The sequence below is a fragment of the Enterobacter cloacae complex sp. 309I3 genome, assembly GCF_050031595.1.
GTDB classification, from domain to species: domain Bacteria; phylum Pseudomonadota; class Gammaproteobacteria; order Enterobacterales; family Enterobacteriaceae; genus Enterobacter; species Enterobacter cloacae.
In genome coordinates this window covers 4,206,409-4,227,239 of the sequence record NZ_JBLGWI010000001.1, presented here as the reverse complement: position 1 = coordinate 4,227,239, position 20,831 = coordinate 4,206,409, and the positions used below count along the sequence as shown (strand labels likewise).

General features: G+C 55.2%; 26 protein-coding genes and 1 tRNA gene. 23 read left to right on the top strand and 4 right to left on the bottom strand.

The window, feature by feature from the left end:
* The first annotated feature begins 65 nt into the window (after positions 1 to 65).
* The 21 genes from ACQG22_RS20230 to ACQG22_RS20130 all read left to right on the top strand — a co-directional run bounded on the left by ACQG22_RS20230 (position 66) and on the right by ACQG22_RS20130 (position 14,507).
* Complete coding sequence (locus ACQG22_RS20230) at positions 66 to 506, top strand: DinI-like family protein (RefSeq protein WP_023619960.1); 441 nt, start codon at positions 66 to 68, stop codon at positions 504 to 506.
* A gap of 165 nt (positions 507 to 671) precedes the next feature.
* Positions 672 to 875, top strand: a complete 204-nt coding sequence (locus tag ACQG22_RS20225; RefSeq protein ID WP_028027926.1) for a tail protein X — start codon at positions 672 to 674, stop codon at positions 873 to 875.
* Positions 866 to 1,087, top strand: coding sequence for an HP1 family phage holin (locus ACQG22_RS20220; RefSeq protein ID WP_020689436.1), 222 nt, complete (start codon positions 866 to 868; stop codon positions 1,085 to 1,087). The genes ACQG22_RS20225 and ACQG22_RS20220 overlap by 10 nt, the downstream gene beginning before the upstream one ends.
* On the top strand, positions 1,071 to 1,580 hold the full coding sequence (locus ACQG22_RS20215) for a lysozyme (RefSeq protein ID WP_369706771.1): 510 nt from the start codon (positions 1,071 to 1,073) through the stop codon (positions 1,578 to 1,580). The genes ACQG22_RS20220 and ACQG22_RS20215 overlap by 17 nt, the downstream gene beginning before the upstream one ends.
* Complete coding sequence (gene lysB, locus ACQG22_RS20210) at positions 1,577 to 1,990, top strand: Rz-like lysis system protein LysB (RefSeq protein WP_102752653.1); 414 nt, start codon at positions 1,577 to 1,579, stop codon at positions 1,988 to 1,990. Before ACQG22_RS20215 ends, lysB begins: the two co-directional genes overlap by 4 nt.
* Positions 1,890 to 2,135: an Rz1-like lysis system protein LysC gene (lysC, locus tag ACQG22_RS20205; RefSeq protein ID WP_162837624.1), complete on the top strand. Its 246-nt coding sequence runs from the start codon at positions 1,890 to 1,892 to the stop codon at positions 2,133 to 2,135. Before lysB ends, lysC begins: the two co-directional genes overlap by 101 nt.
* Positions 2,098 to 2,565 carry a phage tail protein gene (locus tag ACQG22_RS20200; protein ID WP_102752654.1) on the top strand — a complete coding sequence of 156 codons (468 nt, stop codon included), beginning with the start codon at positions 2,098 to 2,100 and terminating at the stop codon, positions 2,563 to 2,565. The genes lysC and ACQG22_RS20200 overlap by 38 nt, the downstream gene beginning before the upstream one ends.
* 115 nt (positions 2,566 to 2,680) lie before the next feature.
* Positions 2,681 to 3,322: a phage baseplate assembly protein V gene (locus ACQG22_RS20195; protein ID WP_102752655.1), complete on the top strand. Its 642-nt coding sequence runs from the start codon at positions 2,681 to 2,683 to the stop codon at positions 3,320 to 3,322.
* Positions 3,319 to 3,669, top strand: coding sequence for a GPW/gp25 family protein (locus ACQG22_RS20190; protein ID WP_369706770.1), 351 nt, complete (start codon positions 3,319 to 3,321; stop codon positions 3,667 to 3,669). Before ACQG22_RS20195 ends, ACQG22_RS20190 begins: the two co-directional genes overlap by 4 nt.
* A 5-nt stretch (positions 3,670 to 3,674) precedes the next feature.
* On the top strand, positions 3,675 to 4,583 hold the full coding sequence (locus ACQG22_RS20185; RefSeq protein ID WP_102752656.1) for a baseplate assembly protein: 909 nt from the start codon (positions 3,675 to 3,677) through the stop codon (positions 4,581 to 4,583).
* On the top strand, positions 4,576 to 5,106 hold the full coding sequence (locus ACQG22_RS20180; protein WP_020689443.1) for a phage tail protein I: 531 nt from the start codon (positions 4,576 to 4,578) through the stop codon (positions 5,104 to 5,106). The genes ACQG22_RS20185 and ACQG22_RS20180 overlap by 8 nt, the downstream gene beginning before the upstream one ends.
* A gap of 11 nt (positions 5,107 to 5,117) precedes the next feature.
* Positions 5,118 to 7,394, top strand: coding sequence for a phage tail protein (locus tag ACQG22_RS20175; protein WP_236653777.1), 2,277 nt, complete (start codon positions 5,118 to 5,120; stop codon positions 7,392 to 7,394).
* Between the two features lies 1 nt (position 7,395).
* Positions 7,396 to 7,818: a tail fiber assembly protein gene (locus ACQG22_RS20170; RefSeq protein ID WP_102752657.1), complete on the top strand. Its 423-nt coding sequence runs from the start codon at positions 7,396 to 7,398 to the stop codon at positions 7,816 to 7,818.
* 124 nt (positions 7,819 to 7,942) lie between these two features.
* Positions 7,943 to 9,136: a phage tail sheath protein gene (locus ACQG22_RS20165; RefSeq protein WP_040021829.1), complete on the top strand. Its 1,194-nt coding sequence runs from the start codon at positions 7,943 to 7,945 to the stop codon at positions 9,134 to 9,136.
* Between the two features lie 11 nt (positions 9,137 to 9,147).
* A complete protein-coding gene (locus tag ACQG22_RS20160) occupies positions 9,148 to 9,666 on the top strand; it encodes a phage major tail tube protein (protein ID WP_014833332.1) in 519 nt (172 codons plus the stop codon).
* 55 nt (positions 9,667 to 9,721) lie between these two features.
* Positions 9,722 to 10,030 (top strand): phage tail assembly protein, encoded by a 309-nt coding sequence (locus ACQG22_RS20155; RefSeq protein WP_020689447.1) that lies wholly within the window; start codon positions 9,722 to 9,724, stop codon positions 10,028 to 10,030.
* Between the two features lie 32 nt (positions 10,031 to 10,062).
* Complete coding sequence (locus ACQG22_RS20150; protein WP_014833330.1) at positions 10,063 to 10,182, top strand: GpE family phage tail protein; 120 nt, start codon at positions 10,063 to 10,065, stop codon at positions 10,180 to 10,182.
* Positions 10,175 to 12,622: a phage tail tape measure protein gene (locus tag ACQG22_RS20145; RefSeq protein ID WP_369706769.1), complete on the top strand. Its 2,448-nt coding sequence runs from the start codon at positions 10,175 to 10,177 to the stop codon at positions 12,620 to 12,622. The genes ACQG22_RS20150 and ACQG22_RS20145 overlap by 8 nt, the downstream gene beginning before the upstream one ends.
* 11 nt (positions 12,623 to 12,633) lie before the next feature.
* On the top strand, positions 12,634 to 13,098 hold the full coding sequence (locus ACQG22_RS20140) for a phage tail protein (RefSeq protein WP_014833328.1): 465 nt from the start codon (positions 12,634 to 12,636) through the stop codon (positions 13,096 to 13,098).
* Positions 13,095 to 14,240, top strand: a complete 1,146-nt coding sequence (locus ACQG22_RS20135) for a phage late control D family protein (protein WP_102752660.1) — start codon at positions 13,095 to 13,097, stop codon at positions 14,238 to 14,240. Before ACQG22_RS20140 ends, ACQG22_RS20135 begins: the two co-directional genes overlap by 4 nt.
* A gap of 66 nt (positions 14,241 to 14,306) precedes the next feature.
* A complete protein-coding gene (locus ACQG22_RS20130) occupies positions 14,307 to 14,507 on the top strand; it encodes an ogr/Delta-like zinc finger family protein (RefSeq protein ID WP_014833326.1) in 201 nt (66 codons plus the stop codon).
* A gap of 153 nt (positions 14,508 to 14,660) precedes the next feature.
* Here ACQG22_RS20130 and ACQG22_RS20125 read toward each other — a convergent pair.
* Positions 14,661 to 14,736 (bottom strand) — tRNA-Ile (locus ACQG22_RS20125).
* Between the two features lie 125 nt (positions 14,737 to 14,861).
* Here ACQG22_RS20125 and mug point away from each other — a divergent pair.
* Positions 14,862 to 15,368, top strand: coding sequence for a G/U mismatch-specific DNA glycosylase (gene mug / locus ACQG22_RS20120; RefSeq protein WP_020689452.1), 507 nt, complete (start codon positions 14,862 to 14,864; stop codon positions 15,366 to 15,368).
* Positions 15,369 to 15,469: 101 nt separating this feature from the next.
* On the opposite strand, the gene rpoD is transcribed toward mug, so the two are convergent.
* From rpoD to rpsU, 3 genes are all read right to left on the bottom strand, one after another.
* Positions 15,470 to 17,317: an RNA polymerase sigma factor RpoD gene (gene rpoD / locus ACQG22_RS20115; protein WP_013098777.1), complete on the bottom strand. Its 1,848-nt coding sequence runs from the start codon at positions 17,315 to 17,317 to the stop codon at positions 15,470 to 15,472.
* Positions 17,318 to 17,482: 165 nt separating this feature from the next.
* Entirely contained in the window at positions 17,483 to 19,228 is a 1,746-nt protein-coding gene (gene dnaG / locus ACQG22_RS20110) for a DNA primase (RefSeq protein WP_014833324.1), read from the bottom strand.
* A gap of 116 nt (positions 19,229 to 19,344) precedes the next feature.
* Complete coding sequence (gene rpsU / locus ACQG22_RS20105; RefSeq protein WP_001144069.1) at positions 19,345 to 19,560, bottom strand: 30S ribosomal protein S21; 216 nt, start codon at positions 19,558 to 19,560, stop codon at positions 19,345 to 19,347.
* 236 nt (positions 19,561 to 19,796) lie between these two features.
* On the opposite strand from rpsU, the gene tsaD reads away from it, so the two are divergent.
* Positions 19,797 to 20,810, top strand: coding sequence for a tRNA (adenosine(37)-N6)-threonylcarbamoyltransferase complex transferase subunit TsaD (gene tsaD, locus ACQG22_RS20100; protein WP_369706768.1), 1,014 nt, complete (start codon positions 19,797 to 19,799; stop codon positions 20,808 to 20,810).
* Positions 20,811 to 20,831: the final 21 nt, after the last annotated feature.

Here is a 20,831-nt window from a genome sequence, read left to right as displayed (position 1 = left end):
TGCTTCACTCTTTTTATGATTACGTGCTACTGTATGTTTATACAGTATCTCGTGGTGGAGGTTGTGTGGACAGAGAGTTGAATGAGCAAGTCATGATTGAACGAGTCGAGATGATTGCGCGACTGACGACGGAAGGAACATGTCAGGAGAGAGATCGTGAAATTGCCCTGAATCTTATTGCTGAGATAGCGAGAGGGAATTTAATCAAAAACAACGCGTTTACCGTTGTTTTCTCGGCATCGCCTGTTCCAGAACGAATCAAAAAAGAAGGCAATGTGCGGGTCAATATTACCCTGGATAAAGATCAGCACATTGGCCCTTCCGTCGTGGAGGCCTTCCAGTGCGAACTCACCCGCAGAATAAGGCCTCTGTTCCCGTCAACGCGGGTGACGGTGAAAGAAGGCTCCATGACGGGCGTCGAGCTGCTGGGCATCAACGGCGAGGCCGAGCGCGAAGCGTTAGACAACATTCTTCGGGAAGTCTGGGAAGACGAGAGCTGGCGCTAGCGTCTGCCTTTTCCCGGGCAACAACCTTCATTCAGATTTGAGCCGCGTTCTGTCGTACGCGGACAGCCTGTTGTGTCCGCGATTGTCCATCCGCCTGCGGTAGCGGAAAGGGCGCTGGCTCTGGAAACTCTACAGTACCTGGAAATCCGGATGTTGGAGCGTCTGATGAAGATCTATGCAATGCAGGGAGATACGCTTGATGCCATCTGTGCCCGTTATTACGGGCGCACGGCAGGCGTAGTCGAACCCGTTCTGAAAGCCAATCCTGGCCTTGCTGAGTATGGCGTTGTCTTACCCCATGGTACGGCAGTAGACATGCCAGAGGTCGATAGCGCACCCAGAAAAGAATCCGTGAACCTATGGGACTGAGTCTGGAGAAAGTCACCACGTTTATTGCCTACTGGCTGGCCGTGGCGCTGGCCTGGTTCGGGGCGATGTCTCCCGAAAAAGTGGCGCTGTACGTGGGAAGCCTCTGCGCCATTTTTACCGCGCTGACGAATTACTGGTTTAAGCGAAAAACCTGGCGCTATCTCAAATCTCTGGGCCTCGATAAGAAGAGTATTCGTGAACTCAATCATTAAGCGTTGCAGCGTCGCCAGCGTCCTTGCCCTGGCGGTGCTCATGCCTGACTTTCGATTACTGCACACCTCGCCTGAAGGGCTGGCGTTACTTGCCGATCTTGAAGGCTGCCGTCTTTCGCCCTACCGCTGTAGCGCGGGCGTATGGACGTCAGGCATTGGCCATACGGCAGGCGTTGTACCGACGCAGGCGATCACCGAGCGTGACGCGGCGGCGAACCTGATCGCCGACGTTCTGAAGGTTGAGAAACGGCTTGCCGCATGCGCGCCGGTGGGGATGCCACCCCGGGTCTATGACGCGCTGGTCAGTTTTGCCTTTAACGTGGGAACCGGTGCCGCCTGCCGTTCGACGCTGGTGGCGTTTATTCATCACAAACAGTGGCCGCAGGCCTGCGATCAGCTGACCCGCTGGGTGTATGTCAACGGGAAGAAGAACGCCGGGCTTGAAAACCGTCGGGCCCGTGAAAAGGCCTGGTGCATGAAGGGGGCGGGATGAGATTTCTCCTGCTGATGCTGGCTGTGCTGATGGCCATTACCTTGTGGTTTCGCCATGACAATCTGAACCTGTCCCGCTCCTTTGCCAAAGCCAACCAGATCGCCACTGAACAAAAAAACACGATTAACGCGCTGAACCATCAGCTGGCCGTATCGCAACGGATGGCCAGAGAAAATGAAAACGCGCAGGTCAGGCTCCGCGATGCGCTTGCCGTTACCGCTGAGGAGATGGCAAGGCGCGAAGCGGCTCTCAGGAGATTGATGAATGAAAATGAAGCACTACGCCGCTGGTATCACGCTCAGCTGCCTGATGTTGTCCGCAGGTTGCACACCCGCGCCGCCTGCGCCTCCGCCGCACATTGTTTACAACGCTTGCCCAAAGGTGAGCGCCTGCCCGATGCCGGCAAGTGAGCCTGTCACTAACGGCGATCTGAGCGCCGATATTCGCAGGCTTGAGCACGCCCTTATCGCCTGCGCCTTGCAGGTTGAAACCATTAAAGACTGTCAGGATAAACTCGATGCACAAACTCAAGAGCCTGCGTCAGGCATTAATTGACGCTGTTCCACAACTGCGCGCAAACCCGGAGCGCTTACGGATGACCATCGGGAGCGGTAACATCGATGCGCGTCTGGCGGCTTCGCTCTCGTTCGAAAAACAATATGAGCTGAAGGCGAACGTCAGCGGTTTTTCCGGTGACAGCGAGGGGATTTTCGTCCCGGTGCTGGCCTGGCTTCGGGAAAACCAGCCGGATATTTTTACCCTCGATGAGGGACGAAAAAAGGGGTATCTCTTTCAGGTTGTCTTCAATGACGATGAAACCTCAGATATCAGCTTCAGCCTGCAGTTAACCGAGCGGATACTGGTGTCTGAGAATGAAGGGACCTTGCTTGCCACCTATTCTCCGGAGCCGCCGCTGCCGGAACCCGTCACGCGTCCGATGGAGCTATACGTCAACGGTGAACTGGTCAGCCGGTGGGAGGCCTGACGTAACCACGCTGATGGCCAGCTCACAGCCCTGTCGGCTGGCCATAGTTGTTGTTTCATCCCGCATAAAACCCCGCCTCGTTGCTGCCGATCGCCCTGAGCGGCATTCTCTTCTTATGAATACGCTAACTTCCATGCACGGCATCGCTCGCGCGATCCGCAATCTTATTCGTCTCGGTGTTGTGACCGATGTCGACCTCAAACGAGGGCTCTGCCGCGTCCAGTCCGGGGGGATGAAAACCACCTGGCTGAACTGGCTGACCTGCCGCGCAGGCCGCTCGCGTGTCTGGTGGGCACCGTCCGAGGGTGAACAGGTCTTGCTGCTGGCTATCGGCGGTGAGCTGGATACCGCCTTCGTGTTGCCAGGCATTTTCTCTGACGACCATCCGGCGCCGTCTGAGTCGCCTGACGCGCTCCACGTCTCGTTTCCTGATGGGGCGGTTATCGAATACGAGCCCGGCAACGGTGCGCTAACCGCGACCGGCATCAAAACGGCAACCATCACCGCATCGGAATCGCTGACCGCGACCGTTCCGGTGGTACAGGTGAAAGCAGAGACCCGTATCACGCTGGATACGCCTGAAGTGGTGTGTACCAACAAGTTAATTACCGCCTCTCTGGAGGTGCAGAAGGGCGGGGTGATGGCCGGAAATATTGAACATTCCGGCGGTAAATTCACCTCGAATGGGGTGCAGGTGGACAACCATGCCCACGGCGGTGTGCAAAGCGGCGGAAGCTGGACTAAGGGGACGCAATGACGGTGCGCTACACGGGAATGAACAGTCAGACCGGGCTCAGCATTTCAGAGGCGGAACATATCAGGCAAAGCGTGCGCGACATTCTGGTTACGCCAGTTGGCTCACGTGTTATGCGCCGGGAGTACGGCTCCTTGCTGGCGGCGATGATCGACAGGCCCCAGAGTCCGGCGCTGCGCCTGCAGATTATGGCCGCATGTTATTCCGCGATCCAGAAATGGGAACCGCGGATCAGCCTGACGGCGATTGCTTTCGAACGGTCGGAGAGTGACGGGACGCTGTATGTCGATATCACCGGCACGCGACACTCTTCCGATCGCTCCTTTTCTCTCACCATTTCACTGAGTTAAACGCTATGGCTATTGTTGATCTGAGCCAGCTCGCCGCGCCTGATGTCGTGGAGGAGGTGGATTATGAAACGCTGCTGGCAGAACGAAAGGCCACCTTTGTCTCACTCTTTCCAGAGGCGGAGCAAGAGGCTATCGCACGCACGCTGACCTTAGAGTCAGAGCCGATTGTGAAGCTGCTGCAGGAAAACGCGTATCGGGAAGTTATCTGGCGCCAGCGCGTCAACGAGGCCGCGCGGGCGGTCATGCTGGCCTACGCCGCCGGCAGCGATCTCGACCAGATTGGGGCAAACGCTAACCTTCAGCGTCTGGTGATTACGCCTGCCGACGACACGACCTTTCCGCCCACGCCGGCTGTGATGGAGTCCGATACCGATTTTCGTCTGCGTATCCAGCAGGCGCCGGAAGGGCTGAGCGTGGCCGGTTCGACAGGCGCTTATCAGTTCCATGGCCGCAGCGCGGATGGCCGGGTGGCGGATATTTCCGTGATCAGCCCCCAGCCCGCGAACGTCACCGTTTCCGTGCTCTCACGGGAGAATAACGGCGTGGCGTCTGAAGAGCTGCTTACCCGTGTTCGCAATGCGCTGAACGATGAGGACGTCAGGCCAGTCGCCGATCGCGTGACCGTCCAGTCGGCCCAAATTGTCGACTACACCATTGCGGCCTCGCTGTTCCTCTTCCCCGGTCCGGAAAGCGAACCGGTGCTTAACGCGGCCAGAGCCCGGCTGCAGGCCTATATCACGGCGCAGCATCGGCTGGGACGCGATATTCGCAAGTCTGCCATTTACGCCGCTCTTCACGTTGAAGGGGTGCAGCGCGTGGAACTGACCGCCCCGGCAGCCGATATCGTGCTCGATGAAACTCAGGCCTCATGGTGCAGCCACTACAGCGTAACCGTGGGGGGGAGCGATGAGTGATACCCGTCTTTTACCGGTTGGATCGTCGCCGCTTGAGGTGGCGGCCGCGCGCGCCTGCGCGGAGATAGAAAAAACACCGGTACCGCTGCGCCATCTCTGGAGCGCGGATACCTGCCCGGCAAATTTACTGCCGTGGCTGGCGTGGGCATTTTCGGTCGATCGCTGGGACGAGAACTGGCCGGAGGCCACCAAACGGGACGTGATCCGCGCGGCATGGTTTATCCATGCCCACAAGGGGACCATCGGCGCCGTGCGCCGCGTCGTGGAGCCGCTTGGTTATCTGATTAATGTCACCGAGTGGTGGCAAACCAACGACCCGCCCGGCACCTTCCGCCTTGATATCGGCGTATTAGACACCGGTATCACCGAGGAAATGTATTACGAGATGGAAAGGCTTATCGCTGATGCGAAGCCTGCCAGCCGCCACCTTATCGGCCTGAATATCATCCAGGACATTCCGGGTTATCTCTTTACCGGTGCCCTGAGCTATGACGGCGACATCATTACGGTTTACCCCGGATAAGTGAGAGCATAATGACAGTGAAATTTAAAACGGTTATCACCAAAGCCGGTGCAGAAAAACTGGCTGCAGCAACCGTCCCGAACGCGAAGAAAGTGAACTTCACCGCAATGGCGGTCGGCGACGGCGGCGGTGCGTTGCCCGTTCCAGATGCCAGCCAGACAAAGCTGGTGAATGAAGTCTGGCGCCACGCGCTGAATAAAATCAGCCAGGACAAGAAGAACAAAAACTACGTTGTGGCGGAGCTGCTGATCCCGCCTGAAGTGGGCGGTTTCTGGATGCGTGAGATGGGTCTTTATGACGATACTGGAACGCTGATTGCCGTCGGGAATATGGCTGAAAGCTATAAGCCCGCGCTGGCAGAGGGGTCAGGACGCGCGCAGACGCTTCGCATGGTTATTATGGTGAGCGATATTTCCTCCGTCGAGTTGACGATTGACACCTCAACGGTGATGGCCACGCAGGAATACGTCGACGGGAAGCTGACGGAGCATGAGCAGTCCCGCCGCCATCCGGACGCCACGCTGACCGCAAAGGGGTTCACCCAGTTAAGCAGCGCCACCGACAGCGCGTCTGAGGTGCTTGCTGCAACGCCGAAAGCGGTAAAGGCGGCGTACGATCTGGCGAACGGGAAATATACCGCAGCGGATGCAACCACGGCGCGTAAAGGGATCGTTCAGCTGAGTAGCGCCACTGACAGCGTGTCTGAGGTGCTGGCGGCAACGCCGAAGGCGGTGAAGAGCGTTAGCGATGAACTAGTAAAACTAAAAAATAGTCTTGGCACTGCATCAAAACTAAATATTGTTACATCCACGATTGACTTAACGACGGGTCGCTTGCCAGTGGTCGGCTGGATGGGCCTGGGGGGGGTAAGAGATACGAAAGTAGCTGATGAAAATTTTGCTTCTTTTTGGCGTGATACAAGTATTGGAAAATCTGGTATCACCATTCCCTATGATGGTACCCCAACGATTTCATATATTGCAGTAGATAGTGCCAATCAACATGCCTATGTAGGCCGGAAAAAGGGTAATGTTGCTATTTCATGGGTAAAGCTCTATAGCGAATTTAATAAGCCAACATCTCAAGAGATATTCGGGACAACAACAGGCATAGGCGGAAGCGCAGATCTCAACACCTATACTGCGCCTGGTCTTTATTATCAACCTGCCAACGCTCAGGCACAAACGGGTAAAAATTATCCTGAGGCGGTTGCGGGTTCACTTGAAGTTTATAAGCACGCCGGTATCACACAAATTTATCGGATTTATAGTAACTCGCGGTCTTATATACGTACCCTTTATAATGGATCGTGGTCTGCCTGGTCAAAACAATACGATACTACAAATAAACCTTCCGCAGACGATGTTGATTCGGTATCCGCCTCGAACGGTGGTACATTCAGGAAATTAGTTAGCTTTAGCGAGGGGCTTGAGGTACGAAGCCGTACGGGGATTACGAGCGGGAGCGATGCAGCTAGTTTTGACAGTGCTAACATGATTTTAAAATCATGGTATGGCATCGGTTTTTATTCGACCTTATTGGATTCTGTTGGTAAAGAAACGGGAATGACGGGGTACATCAACACCCGTAACGGCCTTTTGCAAATGAAAGGACAAATTATTCCCGGTGATTACGGCAACTTCGATGGGCGTTTTATCAAACTGTCTGGCAGCCAGAATATAACGGGTACGTTGCGTAGTTCAGATGAATATCAGTCAACGTCTGCCAATGGCTATCGTTCTGTTTACGGTAGTTATGGTACTTTCTGGCGAAATGATGGCTCAAATTTATACCTTATGATCACTAATTCGGGTGATCAGTATGGTGCATATAATAACCTCCGACCATTTACTGTAAACCTGGCAACGGGTTATCCAACGATGAGTAGATTGGCGCTAACTGATTACGCCAATTTTGATGCGCGTTATTACACTAAAAGCCAGTCAGACGCCGGTTATATGCCTAAAGTCTCGGCTTATACAAAAACCGAATGCGATACACGCTATAACCTGAAAAATGTAGCCAGTAAGGCAACGAGCGGTTGGGAAAAGGATAACTCTACAGGCGTGATGAAGCAGTGGGGGGTGGCAACGCGTAGTGCTGATTCGACGCGTATTACTTTCCCAACGACATTTCCTAACGCCTGTCTCAGCGTGCAATTAACCTTGCTTTATACCAATGGGTTCCACGATCAAAATATTTACGTGCAAAACCCCGATAAATCAGGGTTTACCTACGTAGCGGGCAGTGGCGAAGTTAAAGCTTATTTTGAAGCGCGAGGATATTAATATGAGTTATATATATTCTGCTGAAAACGGGGCCTTTTATAATAATGAACTGGAGGCCGATTATCGTTCCGCCGAAACGTGGCCGGATAATTATGTCAACGTGCTCGATGAAGACTATGTGTCGCTGATGGAGGGGCAGTCAGACGGGAAAATAATTATTTCAGATAAAAATGGCTATCCCGTCTTAGCGAAACCTCCCACACCAACCTATGAAGAGCGCGTGAGCCAGGCAATACAGCAAAAAAACGTCTTAATGAAGGCGGCGAGTGACTTTATTACTCCGCTTGAGGATGCGGCCGAACTCGGTATAGCTACCGTCGAAGAGGCAGCCGCGCTACAGGATTGGAAGCGATATCGGGTCATGCTTAACCGGGTGGATGTGAGAACCGCCCCAGATATTCAATGGCCAGAACGCCCAGCCTGACCCCAAGCCCTCCTCCCGGAGGGCTTTTCGTTTGTTGTGTAATCCTTTCCCCAACCCCAATACGTCGCATCCAACGCGCGCTCCACAGAAAATACCCTCACCACTAAACCACGGAGTTAAACGGATGGGCGACTATCACCACGGCGTGGAAGTCATCGAAATCAACGATGGCACACGCACCATTTCCACCGTCTCGACGGCAATCATCGGTATGGTCTGTACGGCCAGCGATGCTGACGAACAGACATTCCCTCTTAACGAGCCAGTGCTCATTACCAATGTACAATCCGCGATTGCGAAAGCCGGGAAAACAGGCACGCTGTCCGCTTCCCTTCAGGCGATTGCCGATCAGTGCAAACCGGTTGTCGTTGTTGTTCGCGTGGCCGAAGGTGTCGATAATCCGGAAGACCCGGAAGCCGCACAGAAAGAAACCATTTCTAACATCATTGGTACCACCGACGAAAACGGCAAATACACCGGCCTGAAGGCACTTCTCACCGCCAAAACGGTGACCGGCGTTAAACCACGCATTCTCGGCGTACCGGGGCTGGATTCGCAGGAAGTGGCGACCGCGCTGGCAGCAACGTGCCAGAGCCTGCGTGCGTTTGGCTATGTCAGCGCATGGGGCTGTAAAACCATTCCTGAGGCGATCAACTATCGCAAAAACTTCAGCCAGCGCGAGCTGATGGTGATTCACCCGGATTTTCTGGCGTGGGATACCGCGACGAACGTCACCAAAACGGCCTGGGCGACCGCGCGCGCGCTTGGCCTGCGCGCCAAAATCGACCAGACCACCGGCTGGCATAAAACCCTGTCCAACGTCGGTGTTAACGGTGTTACCGGGGTGAGCGCCTCTGTCTCCTGGGACCTGCAGGAACAGGCCACCGATGCCAACCTGCTTAACCAGGCGGGCGTGACCACGCTGATTCGCAATGACGGTTTCAAATTCTGGGGCAACCGTACCTGCTCTGACGATCCGTTATTCCTGTTTGAAAACTACACCCGTACCGCGCAGGTACTGGCCGACACCATGGCGGAAGCGCACGCATGGGCGATGGATAAACCCATTACCCCAACGCTTATTCGCGACATCATTTCCGGTATCAATGCCAAATTCCGTGAGCTGAAAACCAATGGCTACATCGTTGACGGCTCCTGCTGGTATGACCCGGAATCGAATGACGTGTCGACCCTCAAAGCGGGGAAACTGTATATCGATTACGACTACACCCCTGTTCCGCCGCTGGAGAATCTGACCCTGCGCCAGCGCATCACCGATACCTATCTGGCAGACCTGTCAGATTCGGTTAACAGCTAAGGAGCTGCAGCATGGCGTTACCACGCAAACTTAAATATCTGAATATGTTCAACGATGGCCTGAGCTATATGGGCGTTGTTGAGTCTGTCACCTTACCGAAGCTCACCCGCAAGCTGGAGAAGTATCGCGGCGGCGGTATGCCGGGCTCGGTCTCTGTCGACCTCGGCCTGGACGATGATGCCCTTGCGCTGGAGTGGACCATTGGTGGTCTGCCGGACGTTGCTCTGTGGGCGCAGTATGCCTCGCCAGGCGCGGACAGCGTGCCGCTGCGTTTTACCGGATCCTTCCAGCGTGACGATACCGGCGAAATCTCTGCGGTGGAGATCGTGATGCGTGGCCGTCACAAAGAGTTTGACGGCGGCGAGAACAAGCAGGGCGAAAGCGGCACGACCAAGATGTCCACCGAGTGCGCTTACTACCAGCTCACTATCGATGGCAAAGAGGTTATCGAGATTGACATCATCAACATGGTGCTGAAAGTCGACGGCGTCGATCGTCTGGCGGAACACCGTAAGGCCATCGGCCTGTAACCCTTAACCGGCCGCAGCTGCTGGCCGGTTATTTACCCTTTTTGAGAGTAACGAAATGGAAAATATCAACGAGACTGTTATCAACGAAAGCGAAAACCCAAACACCGTCACGCTTGATAGCCCCGTTCTGCGCGGCGAGCAAAAAATCGAAAAAGTGACCGTCGCAAAACCCAATGCGGGCACTCTGCGTGGCGTATCACTGGCGTCGCTGGCGCAATCCGACGTGGATGCCCTGATTAAAGTGCTGCCGCGAATGACCTCTCCGGCGTTGACCGAACATGAGATTGCACGTCTGGATGCCTCCGACCTGCTCTCTTTTGCCGGTAAGGTGGTCGGTTTTTTGTCACCGACTTCGGTTCGCTGAAATTTCCTGAAAACCTGTCGGTCGACGATCTGATGGCGGATATCGCGGTGATTTTTCACTGGCCGCCGTCAGAGCTGTACCCCCTGAGCGTGACCGAACTCCTCATATGGCGCGAAAAGGCGCTGCAGCGAAGCGGAAACCACCATGAGTAATAATGTCAGACTTCAGGCGCTGCTGGATGCAGTCGCCAGGGCAAGCCGACCGCTCAAAGCTATCCACAATGCCAGTCTCTCTCTTGAGGGAGAGATCGGTGAATCGCAGGCGGCGCTGCGTGCGCTCGATGAGCAGGCGGCCCGCGTCGATGGATTCAGAAAAACAAGCAGTCAGCTCACCATGACGGGGCAGGCGCTTGCCCTGGCGAGACAACAGACGGCGGCGCTGGCGCGTGAACTGAAAAACACGCAAAACCCCACCCGTGAGCAGAACGATGCGCTTACGGCAGCCCGCCAGTCTGCCGCCGCCCTGAAGCTTGAGTACAACACACTGCGCCAGTCCGTCCAGCGTCAGCGCGGCGAACTTGCGCAGGCGGGGATTAATACCCGTACCCTGGCAGCAGATGAACGTCGTTTAAGAAAGAGCATCGGCGAAAAAACGCAGCAGCTCAACGGACAACGAGAGGCACTCGCCCGGGTTAATCAGCAGCAGGAGCGGCTCAATGCCGTTCAGCGTCGCTACGAATCCGGCAAACGTGTTGCCACGCGTGTGCATCAGATCGCTGGCACAGGCGTGAGCATGGCAAAGACGAGCTTTGACCAGACGTCCCGGTTTATGGCGCCGGGTATCAGTGCTGAAAAGCAGATGTCTGCTATTCAGGCCAGTCTTGGTCTGGAGAAGGGGGATGCCAGGCTTGAGGCTATTCGCCAGCAGGCGCGGGACGTCAGTGCCGGTACGGGAACCTCAACGGAGGCGGTCACCCGGGCGCAGACCGAGCTGGTTCGTTCAGGATATGACGCCGATGGTGTGCTTGCGGCCACGCTTCCTGCGGTCAATCTCAGCCTTGCGGGAAATGTCGATGCCGCAAACGCCGCCGACATCATCAGCAATGCACAGACCGCGTTCAACCTGGCCAATACCGATGCTGAGCGTGTCGCAGACGTGCTGACCCGCGGATTTACCTCCTCTCACACCAGCCTTACCGAGCTGGGTGCTGCCGTGGCCTCTGTTGCGCCAACTGCCAGCGGAGCTGGCGTGAGCCTTGAAGAGACGACCGCGCTGCTTGGCATTCTGATTGAAAAGGGGATGAAAGGGAGCACGGCTGGCGCCGGGGTCAGCGCTGTGCTGAGCCATCTGCAGATGCAGAACGGTCAGGGTTCTGCCGCGCTGAGTGAACTGAACGTACAAACCTATGATGGACAAGGCAATCTGTTGCCTGCCGAGCAGATCCTTGAAGCCCTCTCCGCATCCTTTGAAAAGAGCCAGCTCGGTACCGCGCAGCAGATGGCGTACCTGAAGACCATTTTCGGTCAGGAAAACGCGCAAGGCGCTGCGGTACTGGTCTCCGCCGCGGGTAATGGAACGCTGTCTGAAAAACGTCAGCAGCTCCAGGGGGCAAAGGGCAGTACCGCGCGGGTAGCTGCCGTTCAGTCCGATAACCTTGCCGGTGATATAGGCAAGCTTCAGGCGGTGTGGAACGGCCTGAAGATGGATGTATTTGATAAGGCGGATGGCGCCCTGCGTACCCTGACCACCACCGCGACCGGGTGGATCAGTACGCTCTCTCTGTGGGTGAATGCCAACCCCGCACTGACGCAAGGCCTGGTCGGGGTTATCGTCGGCGCGCAGGCGTTTGCCGGCATAGTGGGCGGGTTGGGCATGGTCGTTGCGCCGATGGTGACCGGCCTGAACCTGGTCATTACCGCCGCCGGGATGTTAGGCACCGCCTTCAGCGTGGTCGGCGGCAGCATCATGGCGATCCTGGGTGCCCTCAGCTGGCCCATCATTGCCATTGGTGCGGCGATTGCGGCGGGTGCATTACTGATTTTTAAATACTGGGAACCAGTCAGCGCCTTCTTTACCGGGGTGATGGAAGGGCTTTCTGTAGCCTTTGCTCCACTGGGCGAGCTGTTTTCTCCACTTCTGCAGGCGTTTGGTTTCATCTCAGAGAAGCTGGGTGGGATCTGGCAGTGGTTCACCGACCTGATTACGCCAATCAAAACGACTCAGGAAACGCTCGAAAGTTGCAAAAACGCGGGAGTGATGTTCGGTCAGATGCTCGGGGAGGCGTTGATGGCACCGCTTAATCTCTTCAACACTCTGAGCAGCAAGGCGACCTGGCTACTGGATAAACTCGGTCTTATCAAAACAAAGTCGGACAACATCGAGCCCGCTGCGGCTAACGCAGGGGCGGCTTCCTCTGCGCCGGGCAGTGCGTATATTCCGCCGACATCGACCTATGGTGGCTATCTGAAGTATCAGCCAGCGCTCGCCACTGGCGGACGCTCTTACGTCGATCAGAGCAGGAACGAATATCACTTCACGCTGCAGGGTGACATGACATCCGGAGCGGACCTCAGCCGCCAAATTCAGGATGCCCTGGACAGCAGAGAGAATCAGAGAGCGGCGAACCAGCGATCGCGCTTTATGTATGAGTAAGGAGAGAGAAAATGTTAATGGTGCTGGGGCTGTTTGTCTTTGAGCGACGAACCTTGCCGTATCAGTCAATGCAGTTTTCAAAGGATTACCGCTGGGCCTCTAACGATCGCATCGGGAAGCCCAAAGCCTGGCAGTATCTGGGTGAGGGCGATACATCCCATACGCTCTCCGGAACGCTTTATCCTGAAATTACCGGAGGGCGATTGTCCCTCAAAGCCATCGAACTGATGGCGAATGAGGGGCGGGCCTGGCCGCTGATTGACGGGACGGGCATCATTCATGGCATGTTTGTGATTGATAAGGTGACGCACACCCATACGGATTTTTACAGCGATGGTACGGCGCGGAAAATTGATTTTACGCTTTCTCTGAAGCGGGTTGACGAATCGCTGATGGCGATGTTTGGCGACCTGAGAACACAGGCTGAAGAGCTGGTGACCAGCGCGCGTACCGAAATTGGAGGGCTGCTGGGATGATCACGGAAATGAATATCCGGGCAGGGGGGAAAATCGCCCCCGATTTTATGCTCAAGCTTAATGGCCGTGATATTACGCAAAATTTTAGCCATCGCCTTATCCGCTTGACCATGACTGACAACCGAGGCCTGGAAGCCGATCAGGTGGACATTGAGCTGGATGATTCCGATGGTCTGTTAGACCTGCCGGCTCGCGGTGCGTTTATTACGCTATGGCTGGGCTGGCAGGGTACCCCTCTGGAGCCGAAGGGGAATTTCACGGTCGATGATATTGAATTTCGGGGGGCGCCGGACCGGTTAACCATTCGGGGGCGCAGCGCCGATTTTCGTGGCAAGCTCAACGTTCGCCGCGAGCAGTCATGGCATGACACCACCCTCGGCGCAATTGTTGATACCATCGCCCAGCGCAACCAGCTTAGCGCCAGCGTGGCGGCGGAATTTTCATCCATAGCCATTGCGCATATCGACCAAACTCAGGAGTCCGATGCTGCGTTTCTCTCCCGCCTGGCTGAACGCAATGGCGCGTTTGTCGCCGTTAAGGAAGGGAAGGTGCTTTTCATGAAAGCGGGCGGCGCCGTGACGGCCAGCGGCAAACCGGTTGCGTTGAAGGTGATTGAACGCGCCGATGGCGATAAACACAGCTTTTCCATTGCCGATCGCGAAGCGTATTCCGGCGTGACGGCCAAATGGCTGCAAACGAGCGATCCTAAACAACAACACCCAAAGGTCAGCATCAATCGTCTGCCACCGGCGGCAGCGACAGGCGCGTTACCTCATCCGGATGCCGCAGCCGTATCCGGCAGCACGGAGCAAACGCCGCAGGAGACGTTGGTTGGTGCAGCCGATAACGTCTTTGAGCTGACCACTATTTTTGCCTCCGAAGCGCAGGCACTTAGAGCGGCTGAAGCCAAATGGCGTGCTTTACAGCGCGGGGTAGTGAAATTTTCTATCCAGCTGGCGCTCGGAAAAGCTGACCTTTTTCCAGAAACACCCCTTCAGGTAAAAGGCTTCAAACGGGCGATTGACGAGCAAGCGTGGATCGTCAGCCGGGTCGTACACACCCTTGACGGAAGAGGCTTTACGACGGAGGTGAATCTTGAACCTGACATTGCCGACGAAAAATTTTCCATCGAAAGCGAGTAGTATGCTTTTAATTTTACGCTTTTGGGGTATCATTAATTCACAAAAAGTGAATTAAACGGAGGCGGTATGTTTCATTGTCCTAAATGTAAGCACTCGGCACATGCGCGAACCAGTCGCTATTTGAGTGAAAATACCAAAGAACGTTATCACCAGTGCACCAACGTTGATTGCAGCTGTACGTTTGTCACCATGGAGTCGGTTGAGCGCCTGATTGCAGCCCCTGGCATGCCGGAACGTGCCCGGGCGCCCTCGGTGAACCGCAGTTAACGATAGCCGCATAAGTCAAAAAAACCGCCTCGTGCGGTTTTTTTATCTCTGTAAGAACTCAGCGATACCGCCATTTCATCGCCACTGAAAATTAAGCCAACAAAAAAGCCACTCATGTGAGTGGCTTAATTATATGATTATAAAGCTAAAATTTGGTGGCCCCTGCTGGACTTGAACCAGCGACCAAGCGATTATGAGTCGCCTGCTCTAACCACTGAGCTAAGGGGCCGTGGCGGTGGATTATAATGTAACTCCCCGCAGCAATCCAGCCATTCACACCCGCCTGCTGTTTTTATAAACAACGCATAATCAATCCTTTATACTTCCATGATGATGTATCAATCGGGAGTAAATATGATCAACGATATTCTGGCCCCGGGATTACGGGTGGTGTTCTGTGGGATCAACCCCGGTAAATCCTCGGCGCATACCGGTTTTCACTTTGCTCATCCGGGGAACCGCTTCTGGAAAGTGATCTACCAGGCCGGGTTTACCGACCGGTTACTCAAGCCTGAAGAGGAGCAGCATCTGCTGGATACGCGCTGCGGGATCACCATGCTGGTGGAGCGACCAACCGTGCAGGCGAGCGAAGTCAACCTGCATGAGCTGCGCACTGGCGGGCGGGAACTGATTAAGAAGATCGAAGACTACCAGCCTGCCGCGCTGGCGATTCTGGGGAAACAGGCCTATGAGCAGGCGTTCAGCCAGCGCGGGGTGAAATGGGGGAAACAGGCCATCACCATCGGTGTGACGCAGGTATGGGTGCTGCCAAACCCGAGCGGACTTAACAGGGCAACGCTGGATAAACTGGTGGAAGCTTACAGGGAGCTCGACGAGGCGCTGGTGGTGCGGGGGCTTTAGGGGCCTCTGTGGTCTGATGCCTCGTCCTGGCCCTCTCTCACAGGGAGAGGGAATAAACAAAAAAAAGCTCCCGATTGGGAGCTTTTTGCTGTTTACCTGGATTAATCGTCCAGGAAGCTACGCAGCACTTCAGAGCGGCTCGGATGGCGCAGTTTACGCAGCGCCTTCGCTTCGATCTGACGGATACGTTCGCGGGTAACGTCAAACTGTTTACCCACTTCTTCCAGCGTGTGGTCGGTGTTCATATCGATACCGAAACGCATACGCAGTACTTTCGCTTCACGGGCGGTCAGGCCAGCCAGAACGTCGTGCGTGGCAGCACGCAGGCTCTCGGTGGTGGCAGAGTCCAGCGGCAGCTCGAGGGTGGTATCCTCGATGAAATCACCCAGATGCGAATCTTCATCATCACCGATTGGTGTTTCCATGGAGATTGGCTCTTTGGCGATCTTCAGCACTTTACGGATCTTGTCTTCCGGCATCAGCATGCGTTCAGCCAGCTCTTCCGGCGTCGGCTCGCGACCCATCTCCTGCAGCATCTGGCGGGAAATACGGTTGAGCTTGTTGATGGTCTCAATCATATGCACCGGAATACGGATGGTGCGCGCCTGATCCGCGATAGAGCGGGTAATTGCCTGACGGATCCACCAGGTCGCATAGGTGGAGAACTTGTAACCACGACGGTATTCAAACTTATCTACCGCTTTCATCAGACCGATGTTGCCTTCCTGAATCAGATCCAGGAACTGCAGACCGCGGTTGGTGTATTTCTTGGCGATAGAGATAACCAGACGTAAGTTTGCTTCAACCATCTCTTTCTTCGCACGGCGGGCTTTCGCTTCACCGATGGACATACGACGGTTGATGTCTTTGACCTGCTCGATGGTCAGGCCGGTCTCTTCTTCAATCTGCTGCAGCTTCTGCAGACCGCGATGCACGTCTTCTTTCACGTCGTGCAGTTTTTCAGACCATGGCTTGTTCATTGCGATAGCCGCGTTGAACCAGGTTTCGCTGGTTTCGTTGCCGGTGAAGAGGGTGATGAAGTTCTTCTTCGGCATTTTGCACTGCTCAACGCACAGCTTCATGATGATGCGTTCCTGGGTACGTACGCGATCCATCATCACGCGCATGCTGTTCACCAGGTAGTCGAACTGTTTTGGCACCAGGCGGAACTGTTTGAAGACTTCAGACAGTTTCAGGATCTCTTCCTGGGCAGCAGCGTGACTGCGACCTTTGGCTTTGATGGTGTCACGCGTCACTTCGTACTGAGTACGCAGCTCGGCGAACTTCTCACGTGCCAGTTCCGGGTCGATGCTGTTGTCATCATCGGCGCTGTCGTCGTCGCTCTCTTCTTCATCTTCGTCTTCGTCGTCATCCATCTCTTCCTGAGACAGTTCAGAACCGACGTGAGTGGCGGTTGGCGCCATATCTTCTTCAGCGTTCGGGTCGACAAAACCGGTGATCAGATCGGACAGACGCGCTTCTTCCGCTTCAACACGATCGTACTGCTCCAGCAGATAGGTGATCGCTTCCGGGTACTCAGCAACAGAGCACTGAACCTGGTTGATCCCGTCTTCGATGCGTTTTGCGATGTCAATTTCGCCTTCGCGGGTCAACAGTTCAACGGTACCCATTTCGCGCATGTACATGCGGACCGGGTCAGTGGTACGCCCGATTTCAGATTCCACGCTGGACAGTACCTGTGCAGCAGCTTCTTCCGCATCTTCGTCAGTGTTGTTGGAGGTTTCAGCCAGCAACAGATCATCGGCATCCGGTGCTTCTTCCATCACCTGAATGCCCATGTCATTGATCATTTGGATGATGTCTTCGATTTGATCTGAATCGACGATATCTTCCGGCAGATGGTCATTGACCTCGGCATAGGTCAGATAGCCTTGCTCCTTACCACGTTGGACAAGAAGTTTCAGCTGTGACTGCGGGTTTTGCTCCATAAGACGGTATCCACACTTAATTCGTTTGATTGGTGTCGGCGATGGTTTGCCAACCTTTAAAGCGAGGGCGTACTTATATTTTTGCCGCTGCCTCTCAGTGCGGCTGCCGGGGGCTTCCCGATCGATATTCGGCACTTAAGCCGTTAAATACTTTTGTCTTTTTGCTTATTTCTTCGCCAGTTCCTGGTTTATCATCCAGAGCTCCCGGCGTTCTTCGCTGCTCAAACCGTGCGTGCGCTCGCGAGCAATCAACTCTTCCTGGCGCAGCTCGAGCATCGAATCAAACATATGGTTGAGTGAGTCGGTGAACGTTTTTTCTGCAATGTCCTTATCTGCTATATCGTCCCACATCGACAATTTTTCAAGGGTAGCGGCCTCTTTTGTGCCGCGATAATGTTCTAAAAGTTGTCCGGTGGTCAGACCCGGCTGAGACAAACATGTGTTAACCAGTTCTGAAAATAAGCCAAGCCCGGGCAATTTTTCGTGGTTCAAACCCGCCAGCGATGGCACTTGCGGTGCAAGTTCGGGGTTTTGGACCAGTAACCCTATCAGTATACGCATGGTTGTGCGTTTTAGCTGAGGCGCGGGGCGAACCGTGCCGTTTTCAGCCTGTTTTGGCATTAAACGTTCAAGCTGGCTGTCATCCAGAATGCCGAGCTTGTTGCCTAACTCCTGACGCAGATAGATGCGCAGCGTTTCGCCGGGCACCTGGCTGATTAACGGCAGCGCCAGCGTGCTGAGCTGCGCGCGCCCGTCAGGGGTACTTAAATCAACCTGCGGCATCAGGCTGTTAAACAAGAACGTGGAGAGCGGCTGAGCCTGCTCCATCCGCGCTTCAAACGCCGCTTTGCCCTCTTTACGCACCAGCGTATCCGGGTCTTCACCGTCGGGCAGGAACATAAAGCGTAACTGCCGCCCGTCGGTCATATAAGGTAGCGCAGTTTCCAGCGCACGCCAGGCGGCATCGCGCCCTGCGCGGTCACCGTCGTAGCAGCAGATGACGTTGTTGGTCACCCGAAACAGCAGCTGAATATGATCGGCCGTGGTGGACGTGCCCAACGAGGCTACCGCGTAATTGATGTCATACTGCGCCAGCGCAACGACATCCATATACCCTTCGACGACGAGAAGGCGCGGAGGTTCCGCATTTGCCTGCTGCGCCTCATAAAGGCCGTAAAGCTGACGGCCCTTATGGAAAATGTCAGTTTCCGGGGAGTTGAGGTACTTGGGCAGGGCATCACCCAACACGCGACCACCAAACCCAATCACCCGGCCACGCTTGTCGCGGATCGGGAACATCACCCGTTCGCGGAAGCGGTCGTAGCTTCGTCCCTGGTCGTTGGTGACCAGCATACCTGCGTCGATCAACGATTTACGATCTTCGCTATTGCCGCCAAAACGCTTTAACACGTTGTCCCAGCCGGGCGGGGCGTAACCAATAGCGAAACGCGCAATGACATCGTCGCTCAGTCCGCGCTTGTTCAGATACTGACGCGCAGGCTCAGCCGCAGAGTGCTTAAGAGACTGTTGGTAAAACGAATTCAGGCCATCCATCAGTTGATACAGCGTTTGACGCTGATGGCGCTCTATCTGGCTTGGTCCACTGCCCGCTTCATACGGCACTTCAAGGTTGTGCATCGCCGCCAGCTCTTCGACGGTTTCAACAAACTCGAGCTTGTCGTAGTTCATTAAAAAATCGACGGCATTACCGTGTGCGCCACAGCCGAAGCAATGGTAAAACTGCTTTTCACCGTTGACGGTGAAGGAGGGGGTTTTTTCGTTATGGAAAGGACAGCACGCATGGTAGTTCTTGCCCTGCTTTTTCAGCTTTACCCGCGCGTCGATAAGATCGACGATGTCGGTTCTTGCCAGCAGGTCATTGATGAAAACGCGTGGGATTCGTCCGGCCATATGCCCCAAAAGTTTTTAGCAACTCATAAACGAAAACAAGCCGCGCATTCCTTCCGGAAGCACGGCCTTACGACTATTACTCTGTCTGTCAATTGAGGACTGTCGCCCTCAACGGATTAGTACAGACGAGTACGGCGTGCGTTTTCGCGAGCCAGTTTCTTCGCGTGACGTTTCACTGCAGAAGCTTTAGCGCGCTTACGTTCAGTCGTTGGTTTTTCATAGAACTCACGACGACGAACTTCAGCCAGAACACCTGCTTTCTCGCATGAACGTTTGAAGCGACGCAGTGCTACGTCGAACGGCTCGTTTTCACGTACTTTAATTACCGGCATGTAACTCTCACCTTTGATAAATTCGGTTTGCCGCTGGCATCAACGCCAGCTTATTTCAAAATGGTGCGGAATTTTACTGCAAATGCTGCTGCTTTGTAAAGCACCGACGCGTTTTTGAAAGGGACTTTTATAAGGGGGAAGAGTATACACGAGCGGATGTCCTGGGGCGAACAAAGTTTTACATCAACCCGCCCAGGCTCTACACTGCGCGGTACTGAAACGAGGTAAAACAAGTCATGCGTGTACTGGGTATTGAAACATCCTGCGATGAAACCGGCATCGCCATTTACGACGACGAAAAAGGGCTTCTGGCCAACCAACTGTATAGTCAGGTGAAATTGCATGCTGACTACGGCGGCGTCGTGCCTGAACTGGCCTCTCGTGACCACGTACGTAAAACGGTTCCCCTGATTCAGGCGGCGCTGAAAGAGGCCGGCTTGAACTCAACTGATATTGATGCCGTCGCCTACACGGCAGGCCCGGGTCTGGTCGGCGCGCTGCTGGTCGGTGCGACGGTGGGCCGTTCCCTGGCCTTCTCGTGGGATGTTCCGGCCATTCCGGTTCACCATATGGAAGGGCATCTTCTGGCACCGATGCTGGAAGAGAATCCGCCCGAATTCCCGTTTGTGGCGCTGCTGGTCTCTGGCGGCCATACCCAGCTGATTAGCGTGACGGGTATTGGTAAGTATGAGCTGCTGGGCGAGTCGATTGATGACGCTGCCGGAGAAGCCTTCGACAAAACCGCTAAGCTGCTGGGTCTGGATTACCCGGGCGGCCCGATGCTCTCGAAAATGGCGTCGCAGGGCACGGAAGGGCGTTTTGTCTTCCCGCGTCCAATGACCGACCGTCCGGGGCTGGATTTCAGCTTCTCCGGCCTGAAAACCTTCGCCGCCAATACCATCCGCAATAATGATGACAGCGAGCAGACCCGTGCGGACATCGCTCGCGCATTCGAAGATGCGGTGGTCGATACGCTGATGATCAAGTGTAAACGCGCGCTGGATCAGACCGGCTTTAAGCGCCTGGTGATGGCGGGTGGCGTCAGCGCTAACCGTACGCTGCGTGCGAAGCTGGCGGAGATGATGCAAAAGCGTCGCGGGGAAGTGTTTTATGCGCGCCCGGAATTCTGTACCGATAACGGGGCGATGATCGCCTACGCCGGGATGGTGCGCCTGAACGCTGGCGCAACGGCGGATCTGAGCGTCTCCGTACGCCCACGCTGGCCGCTGGCAGAGCTGCCGGAAGCTTGATCGACGCTCCCGTCTTAGCGG